This window comes from Streptomyces sp. NPDC001056 (genome assembly GCF_053598955.1).
Genome location: NZ_JBSFLI010000018.1, coordinates 89,709 through 112,790, shown reverse-complemented (window position 1 = coordinate 112,790; position 23,082 = coordinate 89,709). Strand labels below are relative to the sequence as shown.

16 protein-coding genes are annotated in these 23,082 nt (G+C 73.1%); 4 read left to right on the top strand and 12 right to left on the bottom strand.

What is annotated here, in order from left to right:
- Positions 1–59: 59 nt before the first annotated feature.
- Entirely contained in the window at positions 60–743 is a 684-nt protein-coding gene (locus tag ACWDD7_RS21870; RefSeq protein ID WP_351864109.1) for a DUF899 family protein, read from the top strand.
- Here the strand turns inward: ACWDD7_RS21870 and ACWDD7_RS21865 are convergent.
- The 7 genes from ACWDD7_RS21865 to ACWDD7_RS21835 form a co-directional block, all read right to left on the bottom strand.
- Positions 737–2,020, bottom strand: a complete 1,284-nt coding sequence (locus ACWDD7_RS21865; RefSeq protein ID WP_450458563.1) for a cytochrome P450 family protein — start codon at positions 2,018–2,020, stop codon at positions 737–739. The genes ACWDD7_RS21870 and ACWDD7_RS21865 overlap by 7 nt on opposite strands.
- A gap of 47 nt (positions 2,021–2,067) precedes the next feature.
- A complete protein-coding gene (locus tag ACWDD7_RS21860) occupies positions 2,068–3,102 on the bottom strand; it encodes a nucleoside triphosphate pyrophosphohydrolase (protein ID WP_450458561.1) in 1,035 nt (344 codons plus the stop codon).
- Between the two features lie 77 nt (positions 3,103–3,179).
- The gene (locus ACWDD7_RS21855) at positions 3,180–3,833 is read right to left on the bottom strand and encodes a SurA N-terminal domain-containing protein (RefSeq protein ID WP_450458608.1); all 654 of its coding nucleotides are present in this window, start codon (positions 3,831–3,833) and stop codon (positions 3,180–3,182) included.
- 194 nt (positions 3,834–4,027) lie between these two features.
- Complete coding sequence (locus tag ACWDD7_RS21850; RefSeq protein WP_351864115.1) at positions 4,028–4,855, bottom strand: glycoside hydrolase domain-containing protein; 828 nt, start codon at positions 4,853–4,855, stop codon at positions 4,028–4,030.
- Between the two features lie 84 nt (positions 4,856–4,939).
- A complete protein-coding gene (locus tag ACWDD7_RS21845; RefSeq protein WP_450458606.1) occupies positions 4,940–6,424 on the bottom strand; it encodes a protein kinase domain-containing protein in 1,485 nt (494 codons plus the stop codon).
- A gap of 38 nt (positions 6,425–6,462) precedes the next feature.
- Positions 6,463–7,086, bottom strand: coding sequence for a hypothetical protein (locus ACWDD7_RS21840; RefSeq protein ID WP_450458560.1), 624 nt, complete (start codon positions 7,084–7,086; stop codon positions 6,463–6,465).
- A gap of 101 nt (positions 7,087–7,187) precedes the next feature.
- The gene (locus ACWDD7_RS21835; protein WP_450458559.1) at positions 7,188–9,353 is read right to left on the bottom strand and encodes an N-6 DNA methylase; all 2,166 of its coding nucleotides are present in this window, start codon (positions 9,351–9,353) and stop codon (positions 7,188–7,190) included.
- Between the two features lie 378 nt (positions 9,354–9,731).
- Between ACWDD7_RS21835 and ACWDD7_RS21830 the strand changes: the two genes are divergently transcribed.
- The 3 genes from ACWDD7_RS21830 to ACWDD7_RS21820 are packed head-to-tail and all read left to right on the top strand — an operon-like array spanning position 9,732 to position 13,406.
- The gene (locus ACWDD7_RS21830; protein WP_351864123.1) at positions 9,732–10,439 is read left to right on the top strand and encodes a hypothetical protein; all 708 of its coding nucleotides are present in this window, start codon (positions 9,732–9,734) and stop codon (positions 10,437–10,439) included.
- A gap of 43 nt (positions 10,440–10,482) precedes the next feature.
- Entirely contained in the window at positions 10,483–12,297 is a 1,815-nt protein-coding gene (locus ACWDD7_RS21825; protein ID WP_450458558.1) for a M48 family metalloprotease, read from the top strand.
- The gene (locus tag ACWDD7_RS21820) at positions 12,294–13,406 is read left to right on the top strand and encodes a hypothetical protein (RefSeq protein ID WP_450458557.1); all 1,113 of its coding nucleotides are present in this window, start codon (positions 12,294–12,296) and stop codon (positions 13,404–13,406) included. Before ACWDD7_RS21825 ends, ACWDD7_RS21820 begins: the two co-directional genes overlap by 4 nt.
- A 37-nt stretch (positions 13,407–13,443) precedes the next feature.
- Here the strand turns inward: ACWDD7_RS21820 and ACWDD7_RS21815 are convergent, their stop codons facing one another.
- The 5 genes from ACWDD7_RS21815 to ACWDD7_RS21795 all read right to left on the bottom strand — a co-directional run bounded on the left by ACWDD7_RS21815 (position 13,444) and on the right by ACWDD7_RS21795 (position 23,047).
- Entirely contained in the window at positions 13,444–14,160 is a 717-nt protein-coding gene (locus ACWDD7_RS21815) for an HNH endonuclease family protein (RefSeq protein WP_450458556.1), read from the bottom strand.
- Positions 14,161–14,442: 282 nt separating this feature from the next.
- The gene (mfd, locus tag ACWDD7_RS21810; protein WP_450458555.1) at positions 14,443–17,988 is read right to left on the bottom strand and encodes a transcription-repair coupling factor; all 3,546 of its coding nucleotides are present in this window, start codon (positions 17,986–17,988) and stop codon (positions 14,443–14,445) included.
- A gap of 358 nt (positions 17,989–18,346) precedes the next feature.
- Positions 18,347–20,929 (bottom strand): ABC transporter permease, encoded by a 2,583-nt coding sequence (locus ACWDD7_RS21805; RefSeq protein WP_450458554.1) that lies wholly within the window; start codon positions 20,927–20,929, stop codon positions 18,347–18,349.
- Entirely contained in the window at positions 20,926–21,714 is a 789-nt protein-coding gene (locus tag ACWDD7_RS21800; RefSeq protein ID WP_392216079.1) for an ABC transporter ATP-binding protein, read from the bottom strand. The genes ACWDD7_RS21805 and ACWDD7_RS21800 overlap by 4 nt, the downstream gene beginning before the upstream one ends.
- A 445-nt stretch (positions 21,715–22,159) precedes the next feature.
- A complete protein-coding gene (locus ACWDD7_RS21795) occupies positions 22,160–23,047 on the bottom strand; it encodes a DivIVA domain-containing protein (protein WP_450458553.1) in 888 nt (295 codons plus the stop codon).
- Positions 23,048–23,082: the final 35 nt, after the last annotated feature.

The following is a 23,082-nucleotide window of genomic DNA, read 5'->3' as shown; positions in this document are numbered from 1 at the left end:
CTGCCCGGAACCATGGAACCGACCTGTTCCGGGGGGCTGTTCACCCAGGAGGACACCTCATGCGGCACACCCGGTTGCACGGTGAGTCGGCGGAGTACCTCGCCGCACGCGAGGAGTTGCGCGGCGCCGAGATCGAGCTGATGCGGCACCGCGAGCGGGTCGCGGCGCTGCGCCGGGAACTGCCGCCGGGGGCCGAGGTCGGCGAGTACGTCTTCCTCGAAGGCCCCGCCGGTCTCGACGCGGGCGACACGCCCGTCCGCGAGGTGCGGCTCGGCGACTTGTTCACCGGCGGCCCGGAGCGGGCCCTGGTCGTCTACCACCTCATGTACGGCAAACGGCAGACCGAGCCCTGCCCGATGTGCACCCTGTGGCTCGACGGCCTGAACGGCGTCGCCCGTCACCTCGCCCAGAACGTCGATCTGGTGGTCGTGGCCGCCGCCGGTCCGCCCGCCCTGCGCGGGCACGCGCGCGCCCGGGGTTGGTCCCGGCTGCGGCTGCTCAGCGCCGGGGACAGCACCTTCAAGTACGACCTGGGCAGCGAGGACGAGGACGGCGTCCAGGACTCGGCCGTCTCCGTCTTCACCAAGGGCGCGGACGGCACGGTCCGCCACTTCTACTCCGCGCACCCGCGGATGGCCGAGGACATCGACCAGCGCGGCATCGACCTCCTCAACCCCGTCTGGCACCTCCTCGACCTGACGCCGGGCGGCCGGGGCGACTGGTTCGCGGCCCTCGACTACTGAGCGGGCGGCGTGAACTCCACCGGCAGGGTGCGCAGGCCGCGCATGATGAGCCCGCCGCGCCAGCGCAGCTCGGCCGGGTCGGCGGCGAGCCGCAGATCGGGCAGCCGGGTCAGCAACGTGGCGAGCGCGGTCTGCCCCTCCAGGCGGGCGAGCGGGGCGCCCAGGCAGTAGTGGATGCCGTGTCCGTAGCCGAGGTGCTGGTTGTCCCGCCGGCCGAGGTCCAGCACGTCCGGGTCCTCGAACCGCTCCGGGTCCCGGTCGGCGGCGGCCAGCACGACGAGCACCGGGTCGCCGGGCGCGATCTCCTGCCCGCCGATGGTGAGCGGCTCGGTGGCGAACCGCCAGGTGGCCAGCTCCACCGGGCCGTCGTAGCGCAGCAGTTCCTCCACCCCGGTCGCCAGCAGCTCGCCGTCGCCGCGGGCGAGGGCGTCCTGGAGGCGGTGGCGCTGCTCGGGGTGGGTGAGCAGGGCGTAGGTGCCGTTGCCGATGAGGTTGACGGTGGTCTCGAAGCCGGCGAAGAGGAGGATGAAGGCCATCGCCGCGGCCTCGTTCTCGGTGAGGTGCTCGCCGTGGTCGGAGGCGCGGATCAGACCGGAGATCAGGTCCTCGCCGGGCGCGGGCTCGGCGGGCAGTGCCTCGCGCTTCTTGTGGATCAGCTCGGCGAGGTAGCCGCGCATCTTCTTCACCGACCGCGCGACCCCGCCCCGGGGCCCTCCCCCGTGCCGGATCATCATGCCCGCCCAGTCCCGGAAGTCGTCCTGGTCCTCGCGCGGGACACCGAGCAGGTCGCAGATGGCGTAGATGGGCAGCGGGAAGGCGAACTCGTGGATGAGGTCGGCGGAGCCGCGCCGGGCGAACCCGTCGATGAGGTGGTCGGTCAGCTCCTGCACCCGGTGCTCGAACTCGGCGACGCGACGGGGCGTGAACGCCTTGCTGACCAGCCGGCGCAGCCGGGTGTGGTCCGGCGGGTCGATGTTCAGCAGGTGCGTCATCAGCTCGGCCTTGCGCTCGCCCGGGATGCCGGTCTTGCCCTTGGCGTGCTCGGGCTCGTCGTGATGCGCCGGGTTCTTGCTCAGCCGCTGGTCCGCCAGCGCCTGCCGGGCGTCCGCGTACCGCGTGACCAGCCACGCCTCCACCCCACTGGGCAGCCGCGTCCGCCGCACGGGCGCGTGCTCGCGCAACCACGCGTACGCCGGGTAGGGATCGGCGGCGAACTCCCAGGTGAACAGCTCGGGAGCAGCGGGAACGGTCTCGTCGGGGCGAAGCTGATCGGTCACTGTTCGACGGTATCCGGCCGGGCGCGGGGGTGTGTCACCGCTGGCCGCTACTCCTCTCCCCGGCCCGGGTCCACCCCCTCCGCCCGCCGTATCGCGTCCCGGTACGTCCGGGCCGCCGCGCGCAGGGCCGTCTCCGGGTCGGTGCCGGCGGATTCGGCACGGGCGGCGAGGGCGAGGAGGGTGTAGCCGATGTCGTCGCCCTCGGGGAGGGGGACGTCGAGGCCGGCGACGCGGGCGCGGGCGGCGAGTTTGGCGGCGAGGGCGAGGCCGGGCTGGCCGAGGGGGATGCCCTCGGTGACGGAGGTGCGGCGCTTCTCCTCGGCCTTGGTACGCAGCCAGTGCGCCTTGACGTCCTCCGGGGTCTCCGCCTTCTCGTCGCCGAAGACATGGGGGTGGCGGTGGATGAGCTTGGCGACGATGCCGCCCGCCACGTCGTCGATGGAGAACGGCTTCTCCGGGTGCTCCTCGGCGATCCGGGAGTGGAAGACGACCTGGAGGAGGACGTCGCCCAGCTCCTCGCGCAGTTCCTCGCGGTCACCGGCCTCGATCGCCTCGACCAGCTCGTACGCCTCCTCGATGCCGTACTTGGCCAGGCCCTCGTGGGTCTGCCGGGAGGACCAGGGACACTCGGCGCGGATGCGGTCCATGACCTGGACGAGGTCCAGCAGGCGGGCGCCGGGCAGGTCGTACGAGGCGGGCAGCAGCTCCAGCTCGGGCATGCGGACCCGGCCGGAGCCGGCCAGCCGGGCCAGGCCGTCGGTGAGGGCGGGCTCCCCCTCACCCGTCGCCACGACCACCACCGTCCGGCCACCGGCGCAGGCGGCGACCAGCTCCTGCGCCGTGGGCGCCGCCTCGGCCACCGCTATCCCGGCCTCCCGCAGATACGGCAGCTGCGGATGGGCGCCGTCCGCGCACAGCACGGTGTCGGCGGCGCGCAGGGCCTGCCACGCGGGCCAGGACAGCAGGCCGGGGGCGACACGGTGGCTGGTGGTGAGGAGGACGACGCGGCCGGGGTCGGCGGCGGGCGCGGCTCCGGGTCCGGTGGCTTCGGGTCCGGTGGCTTCGGGGCTGGATGCGTTCACGATCCGAAAGTAACCCACCGCCGCGACGAGCGGATTCGGTTGTCCACAGGGCCGAGGGAGTCGTGGGATCGTATGACCTACGCCGTCACCGGGCCGCCTCCCGACACCGACGTGACCTCCCGCACCCACGGCGTCTTCGCGTCCACCCGGCTGCTCTTCTGCACGTCCCAGGTGCCGTAGCGCGGGTTGACGTCGATGTGCAGCTCCTCGGAGGCCGTGGAGAGGGCCTTCCAGAAGGCGGGCTGGGAGGTGTCGGTGCCGAGCCGGGCGGCGAGCTTCTGCGCCTCCAGCTGGAGGCGCAGGTTGTCGTCCAGGTACGCGGGGGCGATGCCGTACTTCTGCAGCCATGCGGTCTGCAAGCCCCTGGAGCCGCCCGCCTGCTGCTCCAGGCTCGCGCGCAGCTGCTGGACGTCCTTGCGGGTGACCGAGACGCCCTCGTCCTGCGCGGCCCGGTGGATCACCCGGTCCAGGACCATGTTGTGCAGGGTGTCGCGGGTGAGGCTGCTGGTCTGGGCGAGCACCTGCTGGTACTGGGCCTGGTCGGGCACCGCGGCCCGCTGGGCGTCGCGGACCTCGTCGACCCTGTTCTCCAGTTGCGCGACGGTGATCCGCTGACCGCCGACCACGGCCGCCGCGCCCGGGTGCGCGTCGTGCCCGCAGGCGGTCAGCAGAGGTGCCGCGGCGGCGATCACGGCGGTGAGGACGAGCGCGGTGCGACGGCGGCGGGGCAAGGAGACCTCCAAGGGGAGATTGCAGGACAGGTGCGGCGCGCCAGCGCCTCCGCCAGGAGTGGTGGCCGGGCGACGGGCGGGCGCACAAAGTCTTGCGGTGATCGATGGTAGGCAGCGGCACTGCTCCGGCCAACCCATTCGACCAACGATTCGCCACGACTTCGGGCACCGTCGCGCCGCTACGAGTTCACCGGTCAGCCCGTGATCGCCACCGGACCGTCCCACGCGTCCCGGTCCACGGTGAGCGTCACGCCGCCGTGCGCCTCCTTGCTGTTGACCATGTACTGGTGGGCGCGGCTGTGCCCGGTGAACTGCGTGGCGCCCCACGGCCAGTCCGTGGTCGTCGTGTTCTGCTTGTCGTACAGCGCGTACCAGAGGTTGCCAGGCAGGTCCGTCTTGTCGGACGCGGTGGCGATCGCCTTGGCGCTGGAGCTGGTGAAGCCGTAGAACCCGGCCCGGTACGTCTTGGCGTGCAGTTGCTTGTCGAAGGCGCGCACATACGTCAGCACGGCGGTGTTGCACGACGCGTTCGTCGTGTCGTAGCCCTCCATGTCGAGGTAGATGGGGCTGCCCGCCTTCATGCCGAGGGCGGAGGCCTTGGCGACGGCGTCGGTGGCGTCCTGCGTGCCGAGGGTGCCGGCGTCGGTGGTGGTCATCTTCTCCGAGTTGGAGCTGGACTGGCAGGGCGGCTGGGCACCCACGTAGATCGGGGCGAGCTTCCAGCCGAGGGAGCTGACCGACTTCACCCAGGAGGCGGTGAGGTTGGGCTGGGCGCAGCCGCGGTTCTTGCCGCCCACGTAGACGGCGGCGGCACCGTAGAAGCCGGTGTGCCAGGCCTTCATCGTGGACAGCGAGGGCGCGGTGCAGGTGTCGAACGCCCGGCCGGTGAAGGTCTTCTGCGCGGGCCAGGTGGTGGCGGCCATGGAGGTCTGCGCGGCGAGCCCGCCCCCGGCGACGACGGCGGCGCCGGCCACCGCCCACGTGATGTATCTGCGCTTCTTGGACTGCCGGTGACCGGCCATGGACCCACCCCTGATGGTTCTCGGCGTGCTTGACGTGCTTGACGTGCTCGGTGTGCTCGGTGATGTCTGTGTGACTGGATGAATCTAGCCGCGCACCTGGCCCAGCCAGTGCAGGGTGCGGCGGATCTCGACGGCCATCGGGTGGCCGGGGCCGCCGAGGCGTTCCACGTCCAGCACCAGGCGGGCGAGCGTGTCGTGCGCGGCGGGCCGGTCGCCGAGGGCGAGCAGCAGATGGCCGATGCGCCGGCGGACCTCGTGGGCCTGCTGCGGGTCGCCGGAGACGTACTGGTTCTCGTAGTACGGCAGCAGCGCGCGGTACTCGGCGAGTGCCGCCGCGGGTTCGCCGAGTTGTTCGAGGCACTGGGCGGCGTCGTAGCGGAAGCGCAGGGAGGCCGGGTCGGCCTGACCGGCCTCGGCGGCGCGTTCGTCGGCGAGCCGGCGCAGTTCGGGCAGCGCGCGCCGGTACTGGCCGTCGTCCATGAGGGTGGCCGCGTACTGCTTGCGCAGCGTGCGGACGACCGGGGAGTGCTCGCCGTGCTGTTCGGCCGCGGCGGGCAGGATCGCACCCAGGATGTCGACGGCCTGGGTGATGCGGCCCTCCCCCAGCAGGCGTTTGACCTCTTCGACGGCGGCGGCGACATCGGGCTTGCCGGCCGCCGGGGTGGCGGGGGCCGGCCGGGGCGCGGGCGTGCGCGCGCGGTCGGGCCAGGGGGCGTGCGGGCGCAGGAAGGGGCGCGTGGGGTCCAGGGGTGCCCCGCTGGGTATGCCGCGCGCGGGCAGCAGCGGCACCAGGTGCTCGTACACCTCCTGCGCGGAGGCCGGCCGGTGCTGCGGGTCCTTGGCGAGCAGGCGCAGCACCAGGCTCTCCAGCGTCTCCGGGACCTCGGGGCGGATCCGGCGCAGGGGCAGCGGGGGATCGTACAGGTGCCGGTGCAGCACGCCGAGCGCGGTGGCGCCGGTGAACGGCACGTCGCCGCTGAGCAGTTCGTGCAGCAGCACCCCGAGCGCGTACAGATCGGTGTACGGGCCGACCGCGCCGCCCATCGCCTGCTCGGGCGCCATGTAGGCGGGCGAGCCGATCGGGGAGCCGGTGTGGGTGAGCCGGGTGGTGTCGGTGTCCATGACGGAGGCCACGCCCAGGTCGAGCACGGTGACGAGGCCGTCCTGCTTGACCATCACATTGCGCGGCTTGAGGTCGCGGTGGACGATCGGCACGGCGTGCACGGCGCTGAGCACGGCGCACAGCTGCGCGGCCACCGCGACCGCCCACGGCCAGGGGTACGGGTCGTGCTCGGCGAGGTGGTCGGCGAGGTCGGCGCCGTCGACGTACTGCATGACGAGGAACAGCTCCTCGCCCTCGCTGCCCGCGTCGTGCACGGTGACCAGGCCGGGATGGTCGACCTGTGCGGTCACCCGGCACTCGCGCTCGAAGCGGCGGCGCAGCTCGTCGGCCTCCTGGCCCGCCACCTTGTCGGGGCGCAGCAGCTTCACGGCCACGCGCCGGTCGAGCCGCTGGTCGTACGCCGTCCAGACCTGGCCCATGCCGCCCTGGCCGATGAGGGTGGACAGTTCGTAGCGGCCGGCGACGAGACGTCCTGTCGCCACGGTCACCTTCCGCTTCCGTCCTCGGGCCGGTCGCCGCCGAGCTGCCCGTCGGACCGCCCGTCGTGCTTGCGCAGGTAGTCGCTGAGCTCGTCCAGCTCGGCCCGCACCTGGTCGATGCGCGCGGCCGGACGGTGCGGCGGCGGGGGGCCGGGCACGGGGGTGTGCGGCGCCGCCGGAGGCGGGGTGGGGACGCCGGACATGACGGGGGCGGCGGGTGCGGCGTACGCGGCTGACGGGCCCGGGTAGCCGTACGCCGGTATCGGCCGGCGGGCCTCGAACTCGCGTCGGCGGCGCGCGTAATGGCGTATCTCCGCGACGAGGTAGTACCCGGTGGCGGCGGCCAGCGTGGCGAACAGCAGGAAGATGCCTGTATAGCCGCCGGCGGTGTGGACTTCGTCGCCGGGCTCGCTCCCCAGCAGGACGAGGCTGAGGGCGTCCAGCACCAGCGCCGCCACGAACAGCCCCCAGTCGAGGGACCTGCGGGTGACGGAGGCGAGTCGCAGCTGCATCACCCAGGCCAGGAAGCCGAGGCTGAGGAAACCGATCGCCACGAACAGCACGCGCAGCAGGACCAGTACCGCGGGGTGCGGCGGCTGCGCCGGCTGTCTGTAGCCGTGGCCTTGCATGGCTGCTCCTGTTGCCTGAAGTGCCTGGAGTGGGCGTGTGGAACGAGCATATGGCCCGGCGCCGACAACACATCCGGGATCTATCAAACCGTTGTCAGCGCTCAGTCAGGAGCGACGGTGCCGTCCGTGAGCCCGTCGTACATCCCGCGCACCAGATGCTCCCCGAGCCGGCTCGCGCGGCGCAGCGCCCGCTCGAACTCGTCCAGGGCGTGGAACCGGGCGCCGTAGCGGCGCTGTTCGTCCAGCGGCAGCCGGGGCAGCTGGAGCCGGCGCACGTCGAGGCGGGTGGCGGTGGAGGCGTAGCTGCTGGCCTGCCGGTTGTTGGCGGTGCCGCGCAGGAACCCGGAGAGGAACCAGGGGTCGAGCGCCGTGCGGTCGGGGCGCAGGAGGACGAGGTTGCGCCCCAGGACGGCGCCCGCCGTGGCCTCCTCGATCACCCGCGCCACCGAACCGCCGCCGAGCACCGGTACGACGACGTCGCCCGGTTCGGTCAGCACGGCCTCCTCGTCGCTCTCGGGCAGCGTGCCGGAGGGGGCCATGGCGGTGAGGACGTCCGTGTCGGTGAGCACGGGCAGGCGCGCGTGGCCGCCGGTGCCGCCGGTGCGCATCACCAGTGCGCCGGCGCGCGCGAGTTCGCCGATGGTGGTGAGGGGCCAGCGCGCGGGCGGGGCCGGGTCGGCGGCCGGCGGGGTGAGGTCGGTGGTCAGGCGCAGGGTCTCGCCGAGGCGTTCGCGCACCGCCGCGAGCTGCTCGGCGCCGTCGGCCACGGCGGGCGGCGGCAGATGGCGGGCGGGCGCCAGGTCCACGTCGTCGTCGAGGAGTTCGATGACCGGCACCGAACGGGCGAGCCCCGGCCGCTCCGCCAGCCGCCCCGTGCGGGAGAAGGCACGCCAGGCGTCCAGCACGGCCTCGCGCACCGCCGCCCAGTCCGGGCCCCCGCGCCCCTCCCCGGCGAACTGCCCGGTGTCCATGAGCAGCACCTCGGGCGAGGCCGGACTCCGCTCGGGCCGGCGCAGCACCCACACATGCAGGGGGAGGTTGTACGGCGGTGCCGCCCCGACGGGCAGCGCGAGCACCGCCCGCAGCGCGCCCCGGCGCAGCAGATCGGCGCGGATGCGGCGCCCGGAGCGGCGGGAGGCGGCGGCCGGCGGCATCAGCAGGACGGCCGTGCCGCCGTCGGTGAGCCGGGCCAGGGCGTGCTGGACCCAGGCCAGCTCCGACTCGGTGCGCGCCGGGAAGCCGTACTCCCAGCGGGGGTCGTAGGCGAGTTCGTCGTGGCCCCAGTTGCGCTCGTTGAACGGCGGGTGGCACAGCACGGCGTCGGCGCGCAGCTCGGGGAAGGCGTCGGCGCGCAGGGTGTCCCCGGCGGCGGCGCGCACACCGGCGCGCGAGTGCAGCGCGAGCCGCAGCGCGGTGAGCGCGGCGAGGTCGGGGGCGCTGTCCTGGGCGTGCAGCCACTGCTCGGGGCGGGTCTCGACGGCCCGCAGCAGGGCGCCGGTGCCGCAGGCCGGGTCCAGGACGCTGCGGGCCGGGCCGGCCAGGTCGGCCATGAGCGCGGCGAGTTCGGACGGGGTGAGCGTGTACTGGCGGGGGTTGGCGTCCAGGTGCCGCCCCAGCAGGAACTCGAAGGCCTGCCGTGCCCCGGCCTCGGCGGCGAGTTCGGCGGCGCCGCGCAGGAGGGGGACGGAGGGCAGGAGGGAAGGGCGGGTGTGCACACCGGCGTCCTCGGTGCGCACGCCGGAGGCCGGCGGCGGGGCACTTAGGGGGGTGTTCACACCGGGAGCCGTCACCCCGCTGTTCGCCACCTGTGGACCACCCGGCGTGTTCACACCTCGTCCCGCCCCGGCCCCGGGCATCAGCAGCCCCGCCGCCTCCCCGAACCGCGGGGTGAGCACCCGCTCCAGCGCGTCCGGCAGCAGCCGGGCCAGCCGCTCGTCCGAGCCCGCGCTCGCCTCCAGCCAGACGGTGGGGCGCTCATGGATCAGCAGCAGCGCGCAGCCGGTGTGCACCAGTGCCGTGAGCGGGCCCTCGGGATGCCCCGCGAGCTGCTGCCAGACCCTTTCCCGCAACGGGACTTCGGCGAGTTTTCCCTGCTTGCGCAGCCAGGCCTCGACCTCGGCGAGCGCGAAGGACGGGCTGGTCTCGGTGCCGCCGACCGGCCTGGGGAAATCGGCGTGCCGACGGCGCCAGTTGCTGACGGCGGCCCGGCCCACTCCGGCGAGCCGCGCGATCCCGGCCGCGGTCACCTCTGTCGCCTGATCCTGCACCGGCCCCGCTCCCCTCGTCCCGTTTGCGCCGAGCATACCGGCGTACACAAGATCCCTGCATTCACGCCGTGTTCGTCCTCATGCACTGTGAACGATGTTGACTCGGTTCACAGCCTCTGATCTTATTGACCAAGCGAACGAGCGGTCTCCGGAGAGGAAGACCGCCGTTCGGGGAGGGAACAGCGCCATGGGCAGGAAGGCCGGGCTCACACCGAGCACCGCCGCGCGGGCGGCCGTCATCGCCGCCACGCCCTGACCCGGGTCCTGCCCGGCCCCGCCCCACCGCACTCCTCTCGCCCATCCGTCCGGACCCACGCCGGACGCGGTACGGCACGCCGTACGCACTTCTCCGTTCCACCAGCCCCCTGAAGGACTGTCATGCGTCTCTCGTCCCGCGCCGCCACGCTGCTCGCCGTCGCATCCGCCCTGCCCCTGGCCCTCACCGCCTGCTCCGGCGGCTCCACGGACGCCACCGCCCCGAGCGCCAAGCAGACCAAGGCCAAGGACCCGAACGCCGGCCTGCTCACGGGCACGCAGCTGAAGAAGGCGCTGGCGCCCGCCTCGGCCTTCCCGGCCGGGTTCGCCGTCGAGGACGACAACTCCGCGGACAGCGGCGCCCAGCTCCTCACCCCGTCCGCCAGGAAGACCGCCAAGCCGGACTGCAGCAAGCTGGAGGCCACGTCCTGGATCCAGGTGACCGGCTACGAGGACAGCTCCTCGTTCGCGCAGAACGACTACGTGAACAGGCAGAAGACCGAGGAGATCGCCCAGGAGATCGACGAGTTCCCCGCCGCCCAGGGGACGGCCGTGATGAAGCAGCTCCAGACCGTCGCCACCGAGTGCGCCACGTTCACGGACACCGACGCGCACGCCAAGGTGAAGGTGACCGGCGAGGCCACCACCGGGCTCGGTGACGAGGCGTACACGATGACGCTGACGAGCGGCACGTGGCAGAACGGCACCACCCTCGTCGCGGCCCGCTCCGGCAGCCACCTGGTCACCGTGCTGTCCACGGCGGGCAGCGACAACGGCGCCGCGTCCGCGAAGAAGCTGACGACGACGCTCCTGACCGGGCTGAAGAAGTAGTCCCGCCCGCCGCCGTCCGCTCCGTCCTGCGCGAAGGGTGCCGATGCGTCCCCGCCCCGTCGGCCGAGCAGCCGCCGAGAAGGCCGCGGAGCGCGGCGCGCCGGGAGCCTCCCTGCGCGCCGCGCTCGGCCTCGGCCTGCTGCTCGGGTTCTACCTGCTGGCCCTGCTCCTCCTCGGCGCCGTGGCGGCCTTGGACGTCGTCCTGGCCCGGGGCACCTTCACCGTCGTCACCGTCCAGGGCTACCTCGGCTCGCTGGCCGTCGCCTGGTGCGTGCTGCGGGTCGTCGTGCTCAGCCGCGGCCCGAAGAAGGAGGAGCAGGCGGGGCCCCCGGGCCTGTCGCTGACGCCGCGGGAGCAGCCGGAGCTGTGGCGGCACGTGCGTGAGCTGGCCGAACGGGTGCACACCCGGCCCCCCGGGGAGATCCGGATCGTCCCGGGCGCCGTCGCCATGGTGCAGGAGGACGCCCGGATGCTCGGGCTGGTCCCGGGCGAACGGCGGCTCTTCCTCGGCGTGGCCCTGCTGCTGGGCCTGCCCGAGGCCGAGCTGGACGCCGTACTCGGACACGAACTGGGCCACTACGCCCACCACGACACGCGGTTGGGCAACCTGGTGGCGGCGCTGCGCGGCAGGCTGGCGCACACCGTCGGCACGCTGAAGGAGCGGGCCGCGCGCGAGGAGGCCGAGGAGAAGGCCGAGTTCGCCGCCAAGGCCGCGCGGCGCCGGGCGGAGGGCAGGCCGCCACCGCTGAAGCGGGCCCGCACCCGGGGCCCGGACCACTACCTGGCCCTCGTCTTCACCGCGTACGCCAAGCTGTGCCTGCGGCTGACCGAGGCGGTCAGCCGCCGCCAGGAGTACGCGGCCGACCTGGTCGCCGCCCGGATCGCCGGTCCCGGCACCACCGCCGACGCGCTGCGCCGCATCCCCGCGCTGGAGGCGGCCGACGACCTCTACCTGCACAGCTACGCCCTGATGGGCTGGGACGCCGGACTGCTGCCGCCGGAGGGACAGTTCTACGGCGGGTTCGCCCTCCTGCTCGCGGACGGCACCCGGCGGACGCAGCTGGCGGCCCTGGCGCGCGAACCGCTGCCGGAGGAGATCTCCGGGGCGCGGTCGCCGTACGACTCCCACCCGCCGACGGCCGACCGCATCGAGGTGCTGACGGCGCTCGCCGTGTCCTCCCCGTCCGGGGACGACGACACCCTCACCCTCGTGCGGCGTCCGGCCGCCGCCCTGCTCCAGGCGCCGGAGCGGCTCCTGGCCGACCTGGAGCAGGCCACCCTCAGCCAGGAGGCACTGGCCAAGCGCCGGGTGCCCTGGGCCGAACTGCCGTGGCAGGCCCGGCGGGAGACCTTCGCGCGGGAGACCGAGCCGCTGCTCGCGGCCATGGCCCGGCTGACCGGCACCACGGCCACCTCCGGCACCGTGGCCCTGCACCACCTCCTGGACCTGCTCGACCACGGGCTGCTGTACGACCTCGCCGCCCTGCTGCCCCGGTCCGAGCAGGCCGCCCGCAGCAGCGGCCGCGCGGCGCGCGAGTTCGCCCGGACGGCCCTCCGCTCGGCCCTGCGCCAACTGGCCCTGCGCTCCGCGCTGGAGACGGGACTGTGCCGGTGGGAGCTGTGCTGGGCCGGGCCCCCGGTGCGGCAGACGGCACCCCCGTGGTTCGCCGAGGAGCTGCCGAAGGCGCTGGACCGGGCGGTCACCGAGCCGGCCGTCACCGCACCCCTGCGTACCCTGCTGCTCGGCAGCGCCCGCGGTCCGCTCGACGGCACCGGGTCCGCATCCCGCACCGCCCCCCGCCAACCTCCCCCGGCCGCCTCCCCCGGCGGCCCCGACCCCCGAAAAGACCCGGTATGAACGTCCTGATCGACATAGCCGGCGCCGGCCTCCTCGTCTACGCGGCCGTCACCATCCCGCGCAACGCCCGCAAGGCTCGCGCCCTGCGGGCCGAGGCGAAGGCCAAGACGCCGGTCAACATCGACCCCGCCGCGTACGGTCTGGTGCCCGCCGCACAGCTCGACAAGCGGTACGCCGGCCCCGACCCCGAGGCCGACGCGGTGGCCGCGGCCGCGCTCGCCGGCGACTGGCGGCGCGCCGCCGGCTACCTCGCCCAGGCGGGCCGCGACTGGGACCTGCGCTGGTACCGGCTCGGCATCCTCGTGCACGCCGCCGCCGAGGACGACACCTGGGTCAGGGCCTGGCGCGCGGAGTACCCCGACGACCCGTCCGCCGCGCTCGTGCACGCCGACGCGCTCGTCTCGCTCGCCGGCAAGGTCCGCGGCGCGAAGACGGCGAAGCACACCACGTCCGAGCAGTTCGAGGGCTTCCACCGGCTGCTGGCCGAGGCGCTGCCCGCCTGCCGGGAGGCCGCGCGGATGGCGCCCGAGGACCCCTGCCCCTGGATCGCGCAGATCACCATCGCCCTGGGCCTCGGCTGGTCGCACGACGACTTCCGGGCGCTGTGGGCCGAGATCACCGCACGCGACCCGCACCACTTCGGCGCCCACACCAGCGCCCTGCAGTACTGGTGCGCCAAGTGGCGTGGCTCGCACGAGCTGATGTACGCGTTCGCCGAGCAGGCCGCGGCCGCCGCCCCGCCCGGCAGCCTGCTGCCGGTGCTGCGCCTGTACGCGCTGTACGAGCACGCCGTCCGGGAGCCGGAGGAGCCCGTGTACGGCCGGCCGTTCGTCGACGCGGCCATCGACGCCACCCTGGACGCCGTGGACCGGGTCCCCGCCGGGCACCACCGGCTGCCGCTGGTGCGGCACCTGCTGGCCAAGATGCTGTTCCAGAAGAAGCGGTACGCGGAGGCCGTGGAGCAGTTCCGGGCGGTCGGCGGATACATCGGCAGCGTGCCGTGGACGTACTCCGCCGACCCGGTCAAGGCGTTCGTCCACGCCCGCACCAACACCTTCGTCGCCTGGGAGAAGGCGGGCCGCCCCGCCCCGCCGCCCCGCGTCCGCTGAGGAACTCCGCCGGCCCCGGCGGGACGCGACCCGGTCCCTAGCGCGCCGTGAAGCGGGCGGGGGCCTCGGTCGGGTTGCCGCCGGAAGGGAGCTTCTGGTCCGGGCAGGCGGCGAGGACCTTCTCCATCGCCGCCTTCTCGCCGGAGGTGACCCACAGGGCGTACTTCTTCTTCACCGCCACCTGCGTCGCCACGTAGGGGCAGCGGTAGTCCTTGTCCGGTGGCAGCCAGGTGGCCGCGTCCCCGTCGCCCTTGCCGCGGTTGGCACCCGCGTCGACCGCGATGAGGTTGAGCGGGTCGTTGGCCAGCGCGATCCGCTTGCTCGCGTCCCAGTACCTGGCGCCCTTCTGCCAGGCGTCCGAGAGGGCGACGACATGGTCGATGTCGACCTTGCTGGCGCCGCGCCGGTAGGTGATCTCCTTGCCCGAGTACGGGTCCGGGTCCAGCAGACCGTAGGAGACCTTGCATCGGCCGCCGGTGAACCTCACGTCCTTCAGGTCGCGTTTGAGGATGTCGTCCCGGGTGTCGCAGGAGTTGGCGTCGGTGTCCGCCCACGCGCTGCCGAACCGCTCCCGGGAGTAACCGGTCTTCGGGGCCCGCCCCTTGACCGGCAGCGCCTCGGCGGCGGTCAGCACGGCGCCCCCGCCGCTCTTCGGTCCCGGGCCCGGGGCCCCCTTGTCCTGGCCTGACGTGCAGCCTGCCACGGCGGCCAGTACGACCACCGCACCGACCGCACCGCTCTTCAGACGCGTCATGCCGCGCCCCCCTCGCTCGCCCTGTGGGTCCGCCCTCGGAAGCGGGGCGGATCGTTCCGCCCCTTACGGTAACTGCCCGCTCCAGAGCGGCAGATGGGCCCCTAAGGGACGATTCGGGGGCAAGCGGGCGTGCGGCGGGGCACGTGGCGGACGGGCGCAGGCGCACGGACGGGAGGTCCGTGCGCCGGTTCGCACCCGCGTTCCGAGCGACGGCGGGGCGGCCGCGGCACCGGCGTCGAGCCGGCTACGGGGATGCGGGCCGCGGCCCGGAAGAAGTGCGGGTCACGACCCGAGCACCGAGGCCAGGAACTCCCCCGTCCATGCCAGCAGTTCGCGCCCGACCAGCGGCTTGCCGCCGACCCTCGCGGTCTTCGGGCGGGGCACCAGCACCTGGTGCACGGCCGGCTTGATGACCGTACCGGGATAGAGCCGCTTGAGGCGCAGTTCCTGCGACTCGCGCAGCTCCACGGGGGCGAAGCGGATGTTGGCACCCTGAAGGACGATCTCGCCGACGCCGCAGGCCCGCGCGAGCATCCGCAGCCCGGCCACCAGCAGCAGGTTCTCCACCGGCTCGGGCAACTTGCCGTAGCGGTCGGTGAGTTCCTCGCGGACGGCCGTGATGTCCTCCTCCGAGTCGGCGGAGGCGATGGCGCGGTAGGCCTGTAGGCGCAGCCGCTCGCCGGGCGCGTAGTCGTGCGGGACGTGCGCGTCGACGGGCAGCTCGATCTTGACCTCCAGCGGGGCCTCTTCCGCTCCTCCCGCCGAGGGCTCCCCTGCCTCCAGCTGCCGCCGGTAGTCCGCGACGGCCTCGCCGACCATGCGCACGTACAGGTCGAAGCCGACGCCCGCGATGTGCCCGGACTGCTCGCCGCCGAGCAGGTTGCCCGCGCCGCGGATCTCCAGGTCCTTCATCGCGACGTACATGCCCGCGCCCATCTCGGTGTGCTGGGCGATCGTCGCGAGCCGCTCGTGCGCGGTCTCGGTGAGCGGCTTCTCCGGCGGGTACAGGAAGTACGCGTACCCCCGCTCGCGGCCGCGCCCGACGCGGCCGCGCAGCTGGTGCAGCTGGGAGAGGCCGAAGGTGTCGCCGCGCTCCACGATCAGGGTGTTGGCGTTGGAGATGTCGATGCCGGACTCGACGATCGTGGTGGAGACCAGGACGTCGAACTTCTTCTCCCAGAAGTCGACCACGACCTGCTCCAGGGCCGCCTCCGACATCTGTCCGTGCGCGGTGGCGATGCGGGCCTCGGGCACGATGTCGCGCAGCCGGGCCGCCGCGCGGTCGATGGACTCGACCCGGTTGTGGATGTAGAAGACCTGGCCCTCGCGCAGCAGTTCCCGGCGGATGGCGGCGCCGATCTGCTTCTCCTCGTAGGGCCCCACGAAGGTGAGTACCGGGTGGCGCTCCTCGGGCGGGGTGGTGATGGTCGACATCTCGCGGATGCCGGTGACCGCCATCTCCAGGGTGCGCGGGATGGGGGTGGCGGACATGGTGAGGACGTCCACGTTGGCGCGCAGCTTCTTCAGCTGCTCCTTGTGCTCGACGCCGAAGCGCTGCTCCTCGTCCACGATGACCAGACCGAGATCCTTGAACCTGGTCTCGGAGGAGAACAGCCGGTGGGTGCCGATGACGACGTCCACCGCGCCCTCGCGCAGGCCCTCCAGGACGGCCTTGGCCTCGGTGTCGGTCTGGAACCGGGACAGCGCCCTCACGTTGACCGGGAACTGCGCGTACCGCTCGGAGAACGTCCCGAAGTGCTGCTGCACCAGCAGCGTCGTGGGCACGAGGACCGCGACCTGCTTGCCGTCCTGTACGGCCTTGAAAGCGGCCCGCACCGCGATCTCGGTCTTGCCGTAGCCGACGTCGCCGCAGACCAGCCGGTCCATGGGGACCGACTTCTCCATGTCGTCCTTGACCTCGGCGATGGTGGTGAGCTGGTCCGGGGTCTCGGCGTAGGGGAAGGCGTCCTCCAGCTCGCGCTGCCAGGGCGTGTCGCTGCCGAAGGCGTGCCCCGGGGCGGCCATGCGGGCGCTGTAGAGCCTGATCAGGTCGGCGGCGATCTCCTTGACCGCCTTCTTGGCGCGCGCCTTGGTCTTCGTCCAGTCCGCGCCGCCCAGGCGGTGCAGGGTGGGTGCCTCGCCGCCGACGTACTTGGTGATCTGCTCCAGCTGGTCGGTGGGGATGTAGAGGCGGTCGCCGGGCTGGCCGCGCTTGGCGGGGGCGTACTCCACGACCAGGTACTCGCGGGTGGCGCCCTGCACGGTGCGCTGCACCATCTCGATGTAGCGGCCCACGCCGTGCTGTTCGTGGACGATGTAGTCGCCCTGCTCCAGGGTGAGCGGGTCGATGGTCTTGCGGCGGCGGGCGGGCATCCGGGCGCCGTCGCGGGTCGCGGTGCGCTGGCCGGACAGGTCGGTCTCCGTGAGCACGGCGAGCTTGAGCCCCGGGTCGACGAGGCCGTACTCGATCGAGCCGCAGGAGACGTGCACGACGGACGGGCTCACCTCGCCGAGGTCGGCGTCCATGCGGGCCGCGATGCCCTCGTTGCCCAGCACCTCGACGGTGCGGGCGGCCGGGCCGTGCCCCTCGGTGACGAACGCCATGCGCCAGCCGTCGGCGAGCCATCCCTTGGTGTCGGCGAGCGCCCGGGCGGTGTCCCCGCGGTAGGTGTCGGGGGCGTGCATGCCCAGCTTGAGGGTGTCCGCCTCCAGCTCCTCGTCGGCGGCGAAGGGGGAGACCGACCACCACATCATGCCCAGCTCACGGGCCCGGTCGCGGACGTCGGCGAGGGACCACAGGGAGGCCGCGCCGACGTCGATCGGCGCCTCGCCTCCGCCCGCGGTGGCCGCCCAGGACGCCTGGAGGAACTCCTGGCTGGTGGCGACCAGGTCGGCGGCGCGGGTACGGACCCGCTCGGGGTCGCAGACCACGGACATCGACCCCTGCGGCAGCACGTCGAGGAGCAGCTCCATGTCGTCCACCAGGACCGGGGCGAGGGACTCCATCCCCTCGACCGCGATGCCCTCGGCGATCTTGTTCAGGAGTTCGCCCAGCTCAGGGTGTTCCTCGGCGAGGACCCGCGCGCGTTCGCGGACGTCCTCGGTGAGCAGCAGCTCGCGGCAGGGCGGCGCCCACAGGCCGTGCTCGGCGATCTCCAGGGAGCGCTGGTCGGCGACCTTGAAGTAGCGGATCTCCTCGACGTCGTCGCCCCAGAACTCGATGCGCAGGGGGTGTTCCTCGGTGGGCGGGAACACGTCCAGGATGCCGCCGCGCACCGCGAACTCGCCGCGCTTCTCCACCAGCTCCACGCGCGCGTACGCGGCGGCCGCGAGGGCCGCCACGACGTCGTTCAGGTCGGCGCTCCGGCCGGTGCGCAGGGCCACGGGTTCCAGGTCGCCGAGCCCCTTGACCTGCGGCTGGAGCACGGACCGTACGGGCGCCACGACGACGGAGACCCGGCCGGTCTCGGGGTCGTCGGCGCGGGGGTGGGCGAGGCGGCGCAGCACGGCGAGGCGCCGGCCGACGGTGTCGCTGCGGGGGCTGAGCCGCTCGTGCGGCAGCGTCTCCCAGGAGGGGTACTCCACGACGCCCTCCGGGGGCAGCAGCGAGCGCAGCGCCGCGACCAGGTCCTCCGCCTCGCGGCCGGTCGCCGTGACCGCGAGCACGGTACGGCCGGTCTCCCGGGCGAGGGCGGCGACCGCGAAGGGCCGGGCCGCCGGGGGGCCGACGAGGTCGACGTGCATACGGTTGCCGTCCGCGGCCGCCGTGATCGCTTCCGCGAGAGCGGGGTCCTTGACGACGGCGTCGAGCAGACCGTGCAGGCTCATGGGGCTTTCCGTCCAGGGTGGGCAACGCAAGCAGCCCGGCGCGGGGCGCGACCGGGGGTGTCCAGCGTACGACGCCGTCGGGATCGGCGCCGGTGCCTGTGGACAACCCCGCTTCCCTGCCGCCCGGCCGCCCTGCCGCCCTGCCGCCCTGCCGCCCCAGGGAGCTCCCCCGTGGACCCCCGTTTCCCACCCGGCCGCCCGGGACCGTCCGCCGGAAGGCCGGACCAGAGAAACAAAGGCCGGAACAAACACAGCAAAACGGCGGAACCCGGTACCGAGAAGTCCCCCAAGACTCCTCGGTACCGGGTGCTCCCCCGCAACCCCCGTATGCGGTGGTCGTCGGCCGTGCCCGCGGCGGCTAGTCCGTGGCGATGGCGTTCAGGATGTTCATGCGGCCCGCGCGGAAGGCGGGGACGAGGGCGGCGAACAGCCCCACGAAGGCGGAACCGATGAAGACGGCGATGATCGTCGGCCAGGGGATGTCCAGGACGTTCAGCCCCTGGAGGGCGAGGAGCTGCTGGGCGGTCGCGCCCCAGCCCATGCCGAGGCCGAGGCCGAGCAGGGCGCCGAAGACGGCGATCACCACGGACTCCAGGCGGATCATGCGCCGCAGCTGGCGGCGCGAGAGACCGATGGCCCGCATCAGGCCGATCTCCCGGGTCCGCTCCACCACCGACAGGGCCAGGGTGTTCACCACACCGAGGACCGCCACGATGATCGCCAGGGCCAGCAGGCCGTAGATCATGTTGAGCATCTTCCCGATCTGGTCCTTGAGCGTCTTCTTGTAGTCGGTCTGGTCGCGCACGGTCAGTGCCGGGTCGGCGCGCAGCGTCCGCTTCAGCGACGTGTAGGCGGCGGCCTGCTGCCCGTCCTTGGCGGTGGCGAACACGAGCTGGTCCAGCGGCATCCGGTCGGCCGGCACGTACCTGGCGGCGGTGGCGATCGAGGCGTACATCGCGCCCTTGTCGATCACGACGTCGTCGCTGGTGATGGCGCGGACCGTCAGCCTGGCGGCCCGGCCGTCCTTGAAACCGACCGTGACCGTGGAGCCGAGCCTGATGCCGTGCTCCTTGGCGAAGCCCTCGAAGACGGACATGGAGTCGGGCCGGTAGGCGTCGGCGAGGTCACCGGCGACCGTCTTGGTGCGCAGGTCCTTCGCGTAGGTGGCGTCGGCGGCGTTGATCGTCTGGTTCCTGGAGACCTTGCCGTCCGGCGTGCTCAGCGTGGCGTCGAGGAGCTTGTACTCGGTGACCCGCTCCAGGCCCGGCGTGGCCTTGATCTGCCGCACCATCTGCGGCTTGACGAAGGTGAACTCCTGGTCGCCCTGGATGATGAAGTCCGCGCCGACGGTCTTGTCCAGCTGGTCGGTCGCCGAGGCCACCATCGAGGAGCCGACCACCGACAGACAGGCCACCAGGGCGAGGCCGATCATCAGGGCGGCGCCGGTGGCACCGGTGCGGCGCGGGTTGCGCAGCGCGTTGCGCTCCGCCATGCGGCCGACCGGGCCGAAGACCCGCAGGATGATCGCGCCGAGGACCCGGACCAGGCCGCCGGCGAGCAGCGGGCCGATCACGACGAAGCCGATCAGGGTGAGCAGCACGCCGACGCCCAGCAGACCCGAGCCGGACTTGGCCTTGTCGGCGGTCGCGGCGGCGTACAGGCTCCAGCCGCCGGCACCGGTGAGCACCAGTCCGAGCACGGCGCGCACCGCCCCGGACTTGGCGTCGGTCGGGGCGCCGGATTCGCGCAGGGCCGCCATCGGGGAGACCTTGCCGGCCCGGCGGGCGGGCAGATAGGCCGCGAGGACGGTGACCACGACACCCAGCAGCAGGCCGAGCGCGGGCGTGGTCCAGGCGATCGTCAGGTCGTCCGTGGACAGCTCCATGCCCATCCCGCTCATGAGCTTCATCAGGCCGACCGCGATGCCGACGCCCGCGCCGACACCGAGCACGGAGCCGATCACCCCGAGCAGCAGCGCCTCGACCAGCACCGAGCGGTTGACCTGCCTGCGCGAGGAGCCGATGGCGCGCATCAGACCGATCTCGCGGGTGCGCTGGGCGACCAGCATGGAGAAGGTGTTGATGATCAGGAAGATGCCGACCAGGAAGGCGATCCCGGCGAAGCCGAGCATCGCGTACTTCATGACGTCCAGGAAGCTCTCGACGCTCTTCTGGTTGGCGTCGGCGACCTCCTTGGCGGTGCGCACCTTGTAGCCCTGGCCGAGGGCGGCCGTGACGTTCTTCTTCAGCTGGTCGTCCGTCACGCCCTTGGCGGCGGTGACGTCGACGTCGGTGTAGACACCGGTGCGGCCGATCAGGGTCTGCTGGGCGGTCCTGGTGTCCAGGTAGAAGATCGCCGCGCCGGGGTTGGTCACCTTGAAGGCGGCGATGCCGGACACGCGGGCGTGGTGCGTGCCCACGACCGAGATCACGCCGATGTCGTCACCCAGCTTCAGGTGGTGCTTGTCGGCGGTGTCCTGGTCGACCATGACCTGGTCCGGGCCCTTGGGCGCCGCGCCCTTGGTGATGTCCATGGTGCGGGCGTCATTGCCGTTCCAGCTGCCCACGATGGTCGGGGCGCCGCTGCTCGGGGACAGCTTGTCCTTCTGGGCGTCGATCACGGTCACCGAGGTGGAGAACACCGTGCCCTCGGCCGACCGCACGCCGCGCGCCGTGCGGACGGTGCCGAGGACGGAGGCCGGCATGACCGGCGGCTTGCCGGTGCGGGAGGTGGTCTGGCCGGTGTCGGAGGAGCCCTTGGCGCTGACCGTGACGTCCGAGGCGGTCGCCTGGAACAGCTTGTCGAAGGTGGTGTTCATCGTGTCGGTGAACACCAGCGTGCCGCACACGAAGGCGACCGACAGCAGGACCGCGACCGCCGACAGCGCCATGCGGCCCTTGTGCGCGAAGAAGTTGCGCATCGAGGTCTTCAGGACGGTCATGACGTACGGCCCCGGGCGTCGAAGTCCTTCATGCGGTCCAGGACCTGATCGGCCGTCGGCTGGTACATCTCGTCCACGATCCGGCCGTCGGCGAGATAGAGCACCCGGTCCGCGTACGAGGCGGCGACCGGGTCGTGGGTCACCATGACGATGGTCTGGCCGAGTTCGTCCACCGAGCGGCGCAGGAAGCCCAGCACCTCCGCACCGGCGCGCGAGTCCAGGTTTCCGGTCGGCTCGTCACCGAAGATGATCTCCGGGCGGGCGGCGAGCGCGCGGGCCACGGCGACGCGCTGCTGCTGGCCGCCGGACAGCTGGGTCGGCCGGTGCTTGAGCCGGCCGGCGAGACCGACGGTCTCCACCACCCGGTCCAGCCAGGCGCGGTCGGGCTTGCGGCCGGCTATGTCCATCGGCAGTGTGATGTTCTCCAGGGCGTTCAGCGTCGGCAGCAGGTTGAACGCCTGGAAGATGAAGCCGATCCGGTCCCGGCGCAGCTGGGTGAGCTTCTTGTCCTTGAGGCCGGTGATCTCGGTCTCGTCCAGGAAGATCTGACCGCTCGTCACCGTGTCCAGGCCCGCGAGGCAGTGCATCAGCGTGGACTTGCCGGACCCCGAGGGTCCCATGATCGCGGTGAACTGGCCTCTGGCGATGTCCACGTCGACCTGGTCCAGGGCGACGACACGGGTCTCCCCCGAGCCGTAGGCCTTCACGACCTGCCGCGCCCGCGCGGCAACGGCCGTGCTCCTTCCAGTGCCCCCGTGCCTGGGAACGGTCACAGCCGATGTCACGGTATGTCTCCTATATCGGTCGGTAAGAGTGTGTGCGATGCCCCGGCGGCCGAGGCATGCGGGTTCCGGCCACGTCGTACGTGGTTCCGGCTACGTCGATGAGTCTCGCGCCCGACGAGGGTGCGGCGCGCTGGTGCGGAGCCCCCTCTTCAGCAGGGGGAAAACCCCACCCCGCCGGTCGGGCCGGCCGCCCCCCAGCGGCCTGAAGCCAGCTTAAGGAACGCCCCTTCCCCAGCTCGTCCTCCGCCGGGACGAGCCCTCCCCGACCCCTGGTACGGAGATACCCCTAGGGGACCCCCACCCTCGGGTGGACCCGTTCTCAGGGTCCGTCTCCACCCCCGGGCGGGTCCGTCTCCACCCCTGGGCGGGTCCGTCTCCACCCCGGGCCGCTACTCCGCTACTCCGCTGCTCCGCTGCTCCGTTACTCCGCTACTCCGCTACTCCGCTACTCCACGACCGCCTGACCGGTCAGCGCGGTCAGCTTGCTGCGCACATGGTCCATGTGGGCCTGCACGTCGTCCCAGGTCGCGCTGTGCTCGCGCAGCACCCGTTCCGTTTCGCGGGCGATGCGGTCGGCGCGCGCGTGGGCGTCGGCGAGGATCGCGGCCGCGCGGATGCCCGCCTCCTCCTCGCGGCGGCGGGCGTACTCCTCGGCCTCCCCCAACGCGGCTCTGGCGGCGGTCACTTCGGCCTCGGCGCGGGCCGCCAGCTCCTCCTGGCGGGCCTCCAGCGCGGCCGCCTCCTCGATCTCCTCGCGCTCGACCCCCGCGAGTCGCTCGGCCTCCTCCTGGGACCGCTCGGCGAGCAGGTCCGCGGTGCGCCGTCGCACCTCGCGCAGCGCTTCCAGGGACTCCTTGCGGTCCTCCTTCACCGCGCGCCGGGCGCCGATGCGCAGGTCGTCGGCCTCGGCGCGGGCGGCGAGGAGGATCTGGCGGGCGCGTTCGTCGGCCTCCGAGCGCAGCGCGTGCGCCGCTTCCTCCGCCGCCCGGCGCACGCCCTCGGCGTCCGCCTCCGCCCGCGCGGCCACCTCCCGCGCCTCGCACCGCGCGCGCTCACCCAGTTGCCGCGCCTCCTCCAACGCGAGCCGGAACAACTGCCGGGCGCCCTCGTCGAGCGTGTCGTACTCCTGGGGCCGGAGCCGGGAGACGACCTCGCGCAGCCGCGCGGCCTCCGCCGCCATGTCCTTGGCCAGCACGGTCAGCCGCGCGGCACGCTCCCACGCGGCGTCCCGGTCCCCGGACAGCGCCTCCAGGTACGCGTCGACCTGGTCGGGGCGGTAACCCCGCCCCCGGACGGTCGCGAAGCCGTGCGGCGGCATCCATGCCCTGCTCACCTCGGGAACCCCTCTCCGACGGACATGCACGACAG

Bases quoted from the DNA above. Each gene is read 5' to 3' on its own strand.
- ACWDD7_RS21870 (WP_351864109.1), top strand. From the start codon at position 60: ATGCGGCACACCCGGTTGCACGGTGAGTCGGCGGAGTACCTCGCCGCA.
- ACWDD7_RS21850 (WP_351864115.1), bottom strand. From the start codon at position 4,855: ATGGCCGGTCACCGGCAGTCCAAGAAGCGCAGATACATCACGTGGGCG.
- ACWDD7_RS21840 (WP_450458560.1), bottom strand. From the start codon at position 7,086: ATGCAAGGCCACGGCTACAGACAGCCGGCGCAGCCGCCGCACCCCGCG.
- ACWDD7_RS21830 (WP_351864123.1), top strand. From the start codon at position 9,732: ATGCGTCTCTCGTCCCGCGCCGCCACGCTGCTCGCCGTCGCATCCGCC.
- ACWDD7_RS21825 (WP_450458558.1), top strand. From the start codon at position 10,483: ATGCGTCCCCGCCCCGTCGGCCGAGCAGCCGCCGAGAAGGCCGCGGAG.
- ACWDD7_RS21820 (WP_450458557.1), top strand. From the start codon at position 12,294: ATGAACGTCCTGATCGACATAGCCGGCGCCGGCCTCCTCGTCTACGCG.
- ACWDD7_RS21815 (WP_450458556.1), bottom strand. From the start codon at position 14,160: ATGACGCGTCTGAAGAGCGGTGCGGTCGGTGCGGTGGTCGTACTGGCC.
- mfd (WP_450458555.1), bottom strand. From the start codon at position 17,988: ATGAGCCTGCACGGTCTGCTCGACGCCGTCGTCAAGGACCCCGCTCTC.
- ACWDD7_RS21805 (WP_450458554.1), bottom strand. From the start codon at position 20,929: ATGACCGTCCTGAAGACCTCGATGCGCAACTTCTTCGCGCACAAGGGC.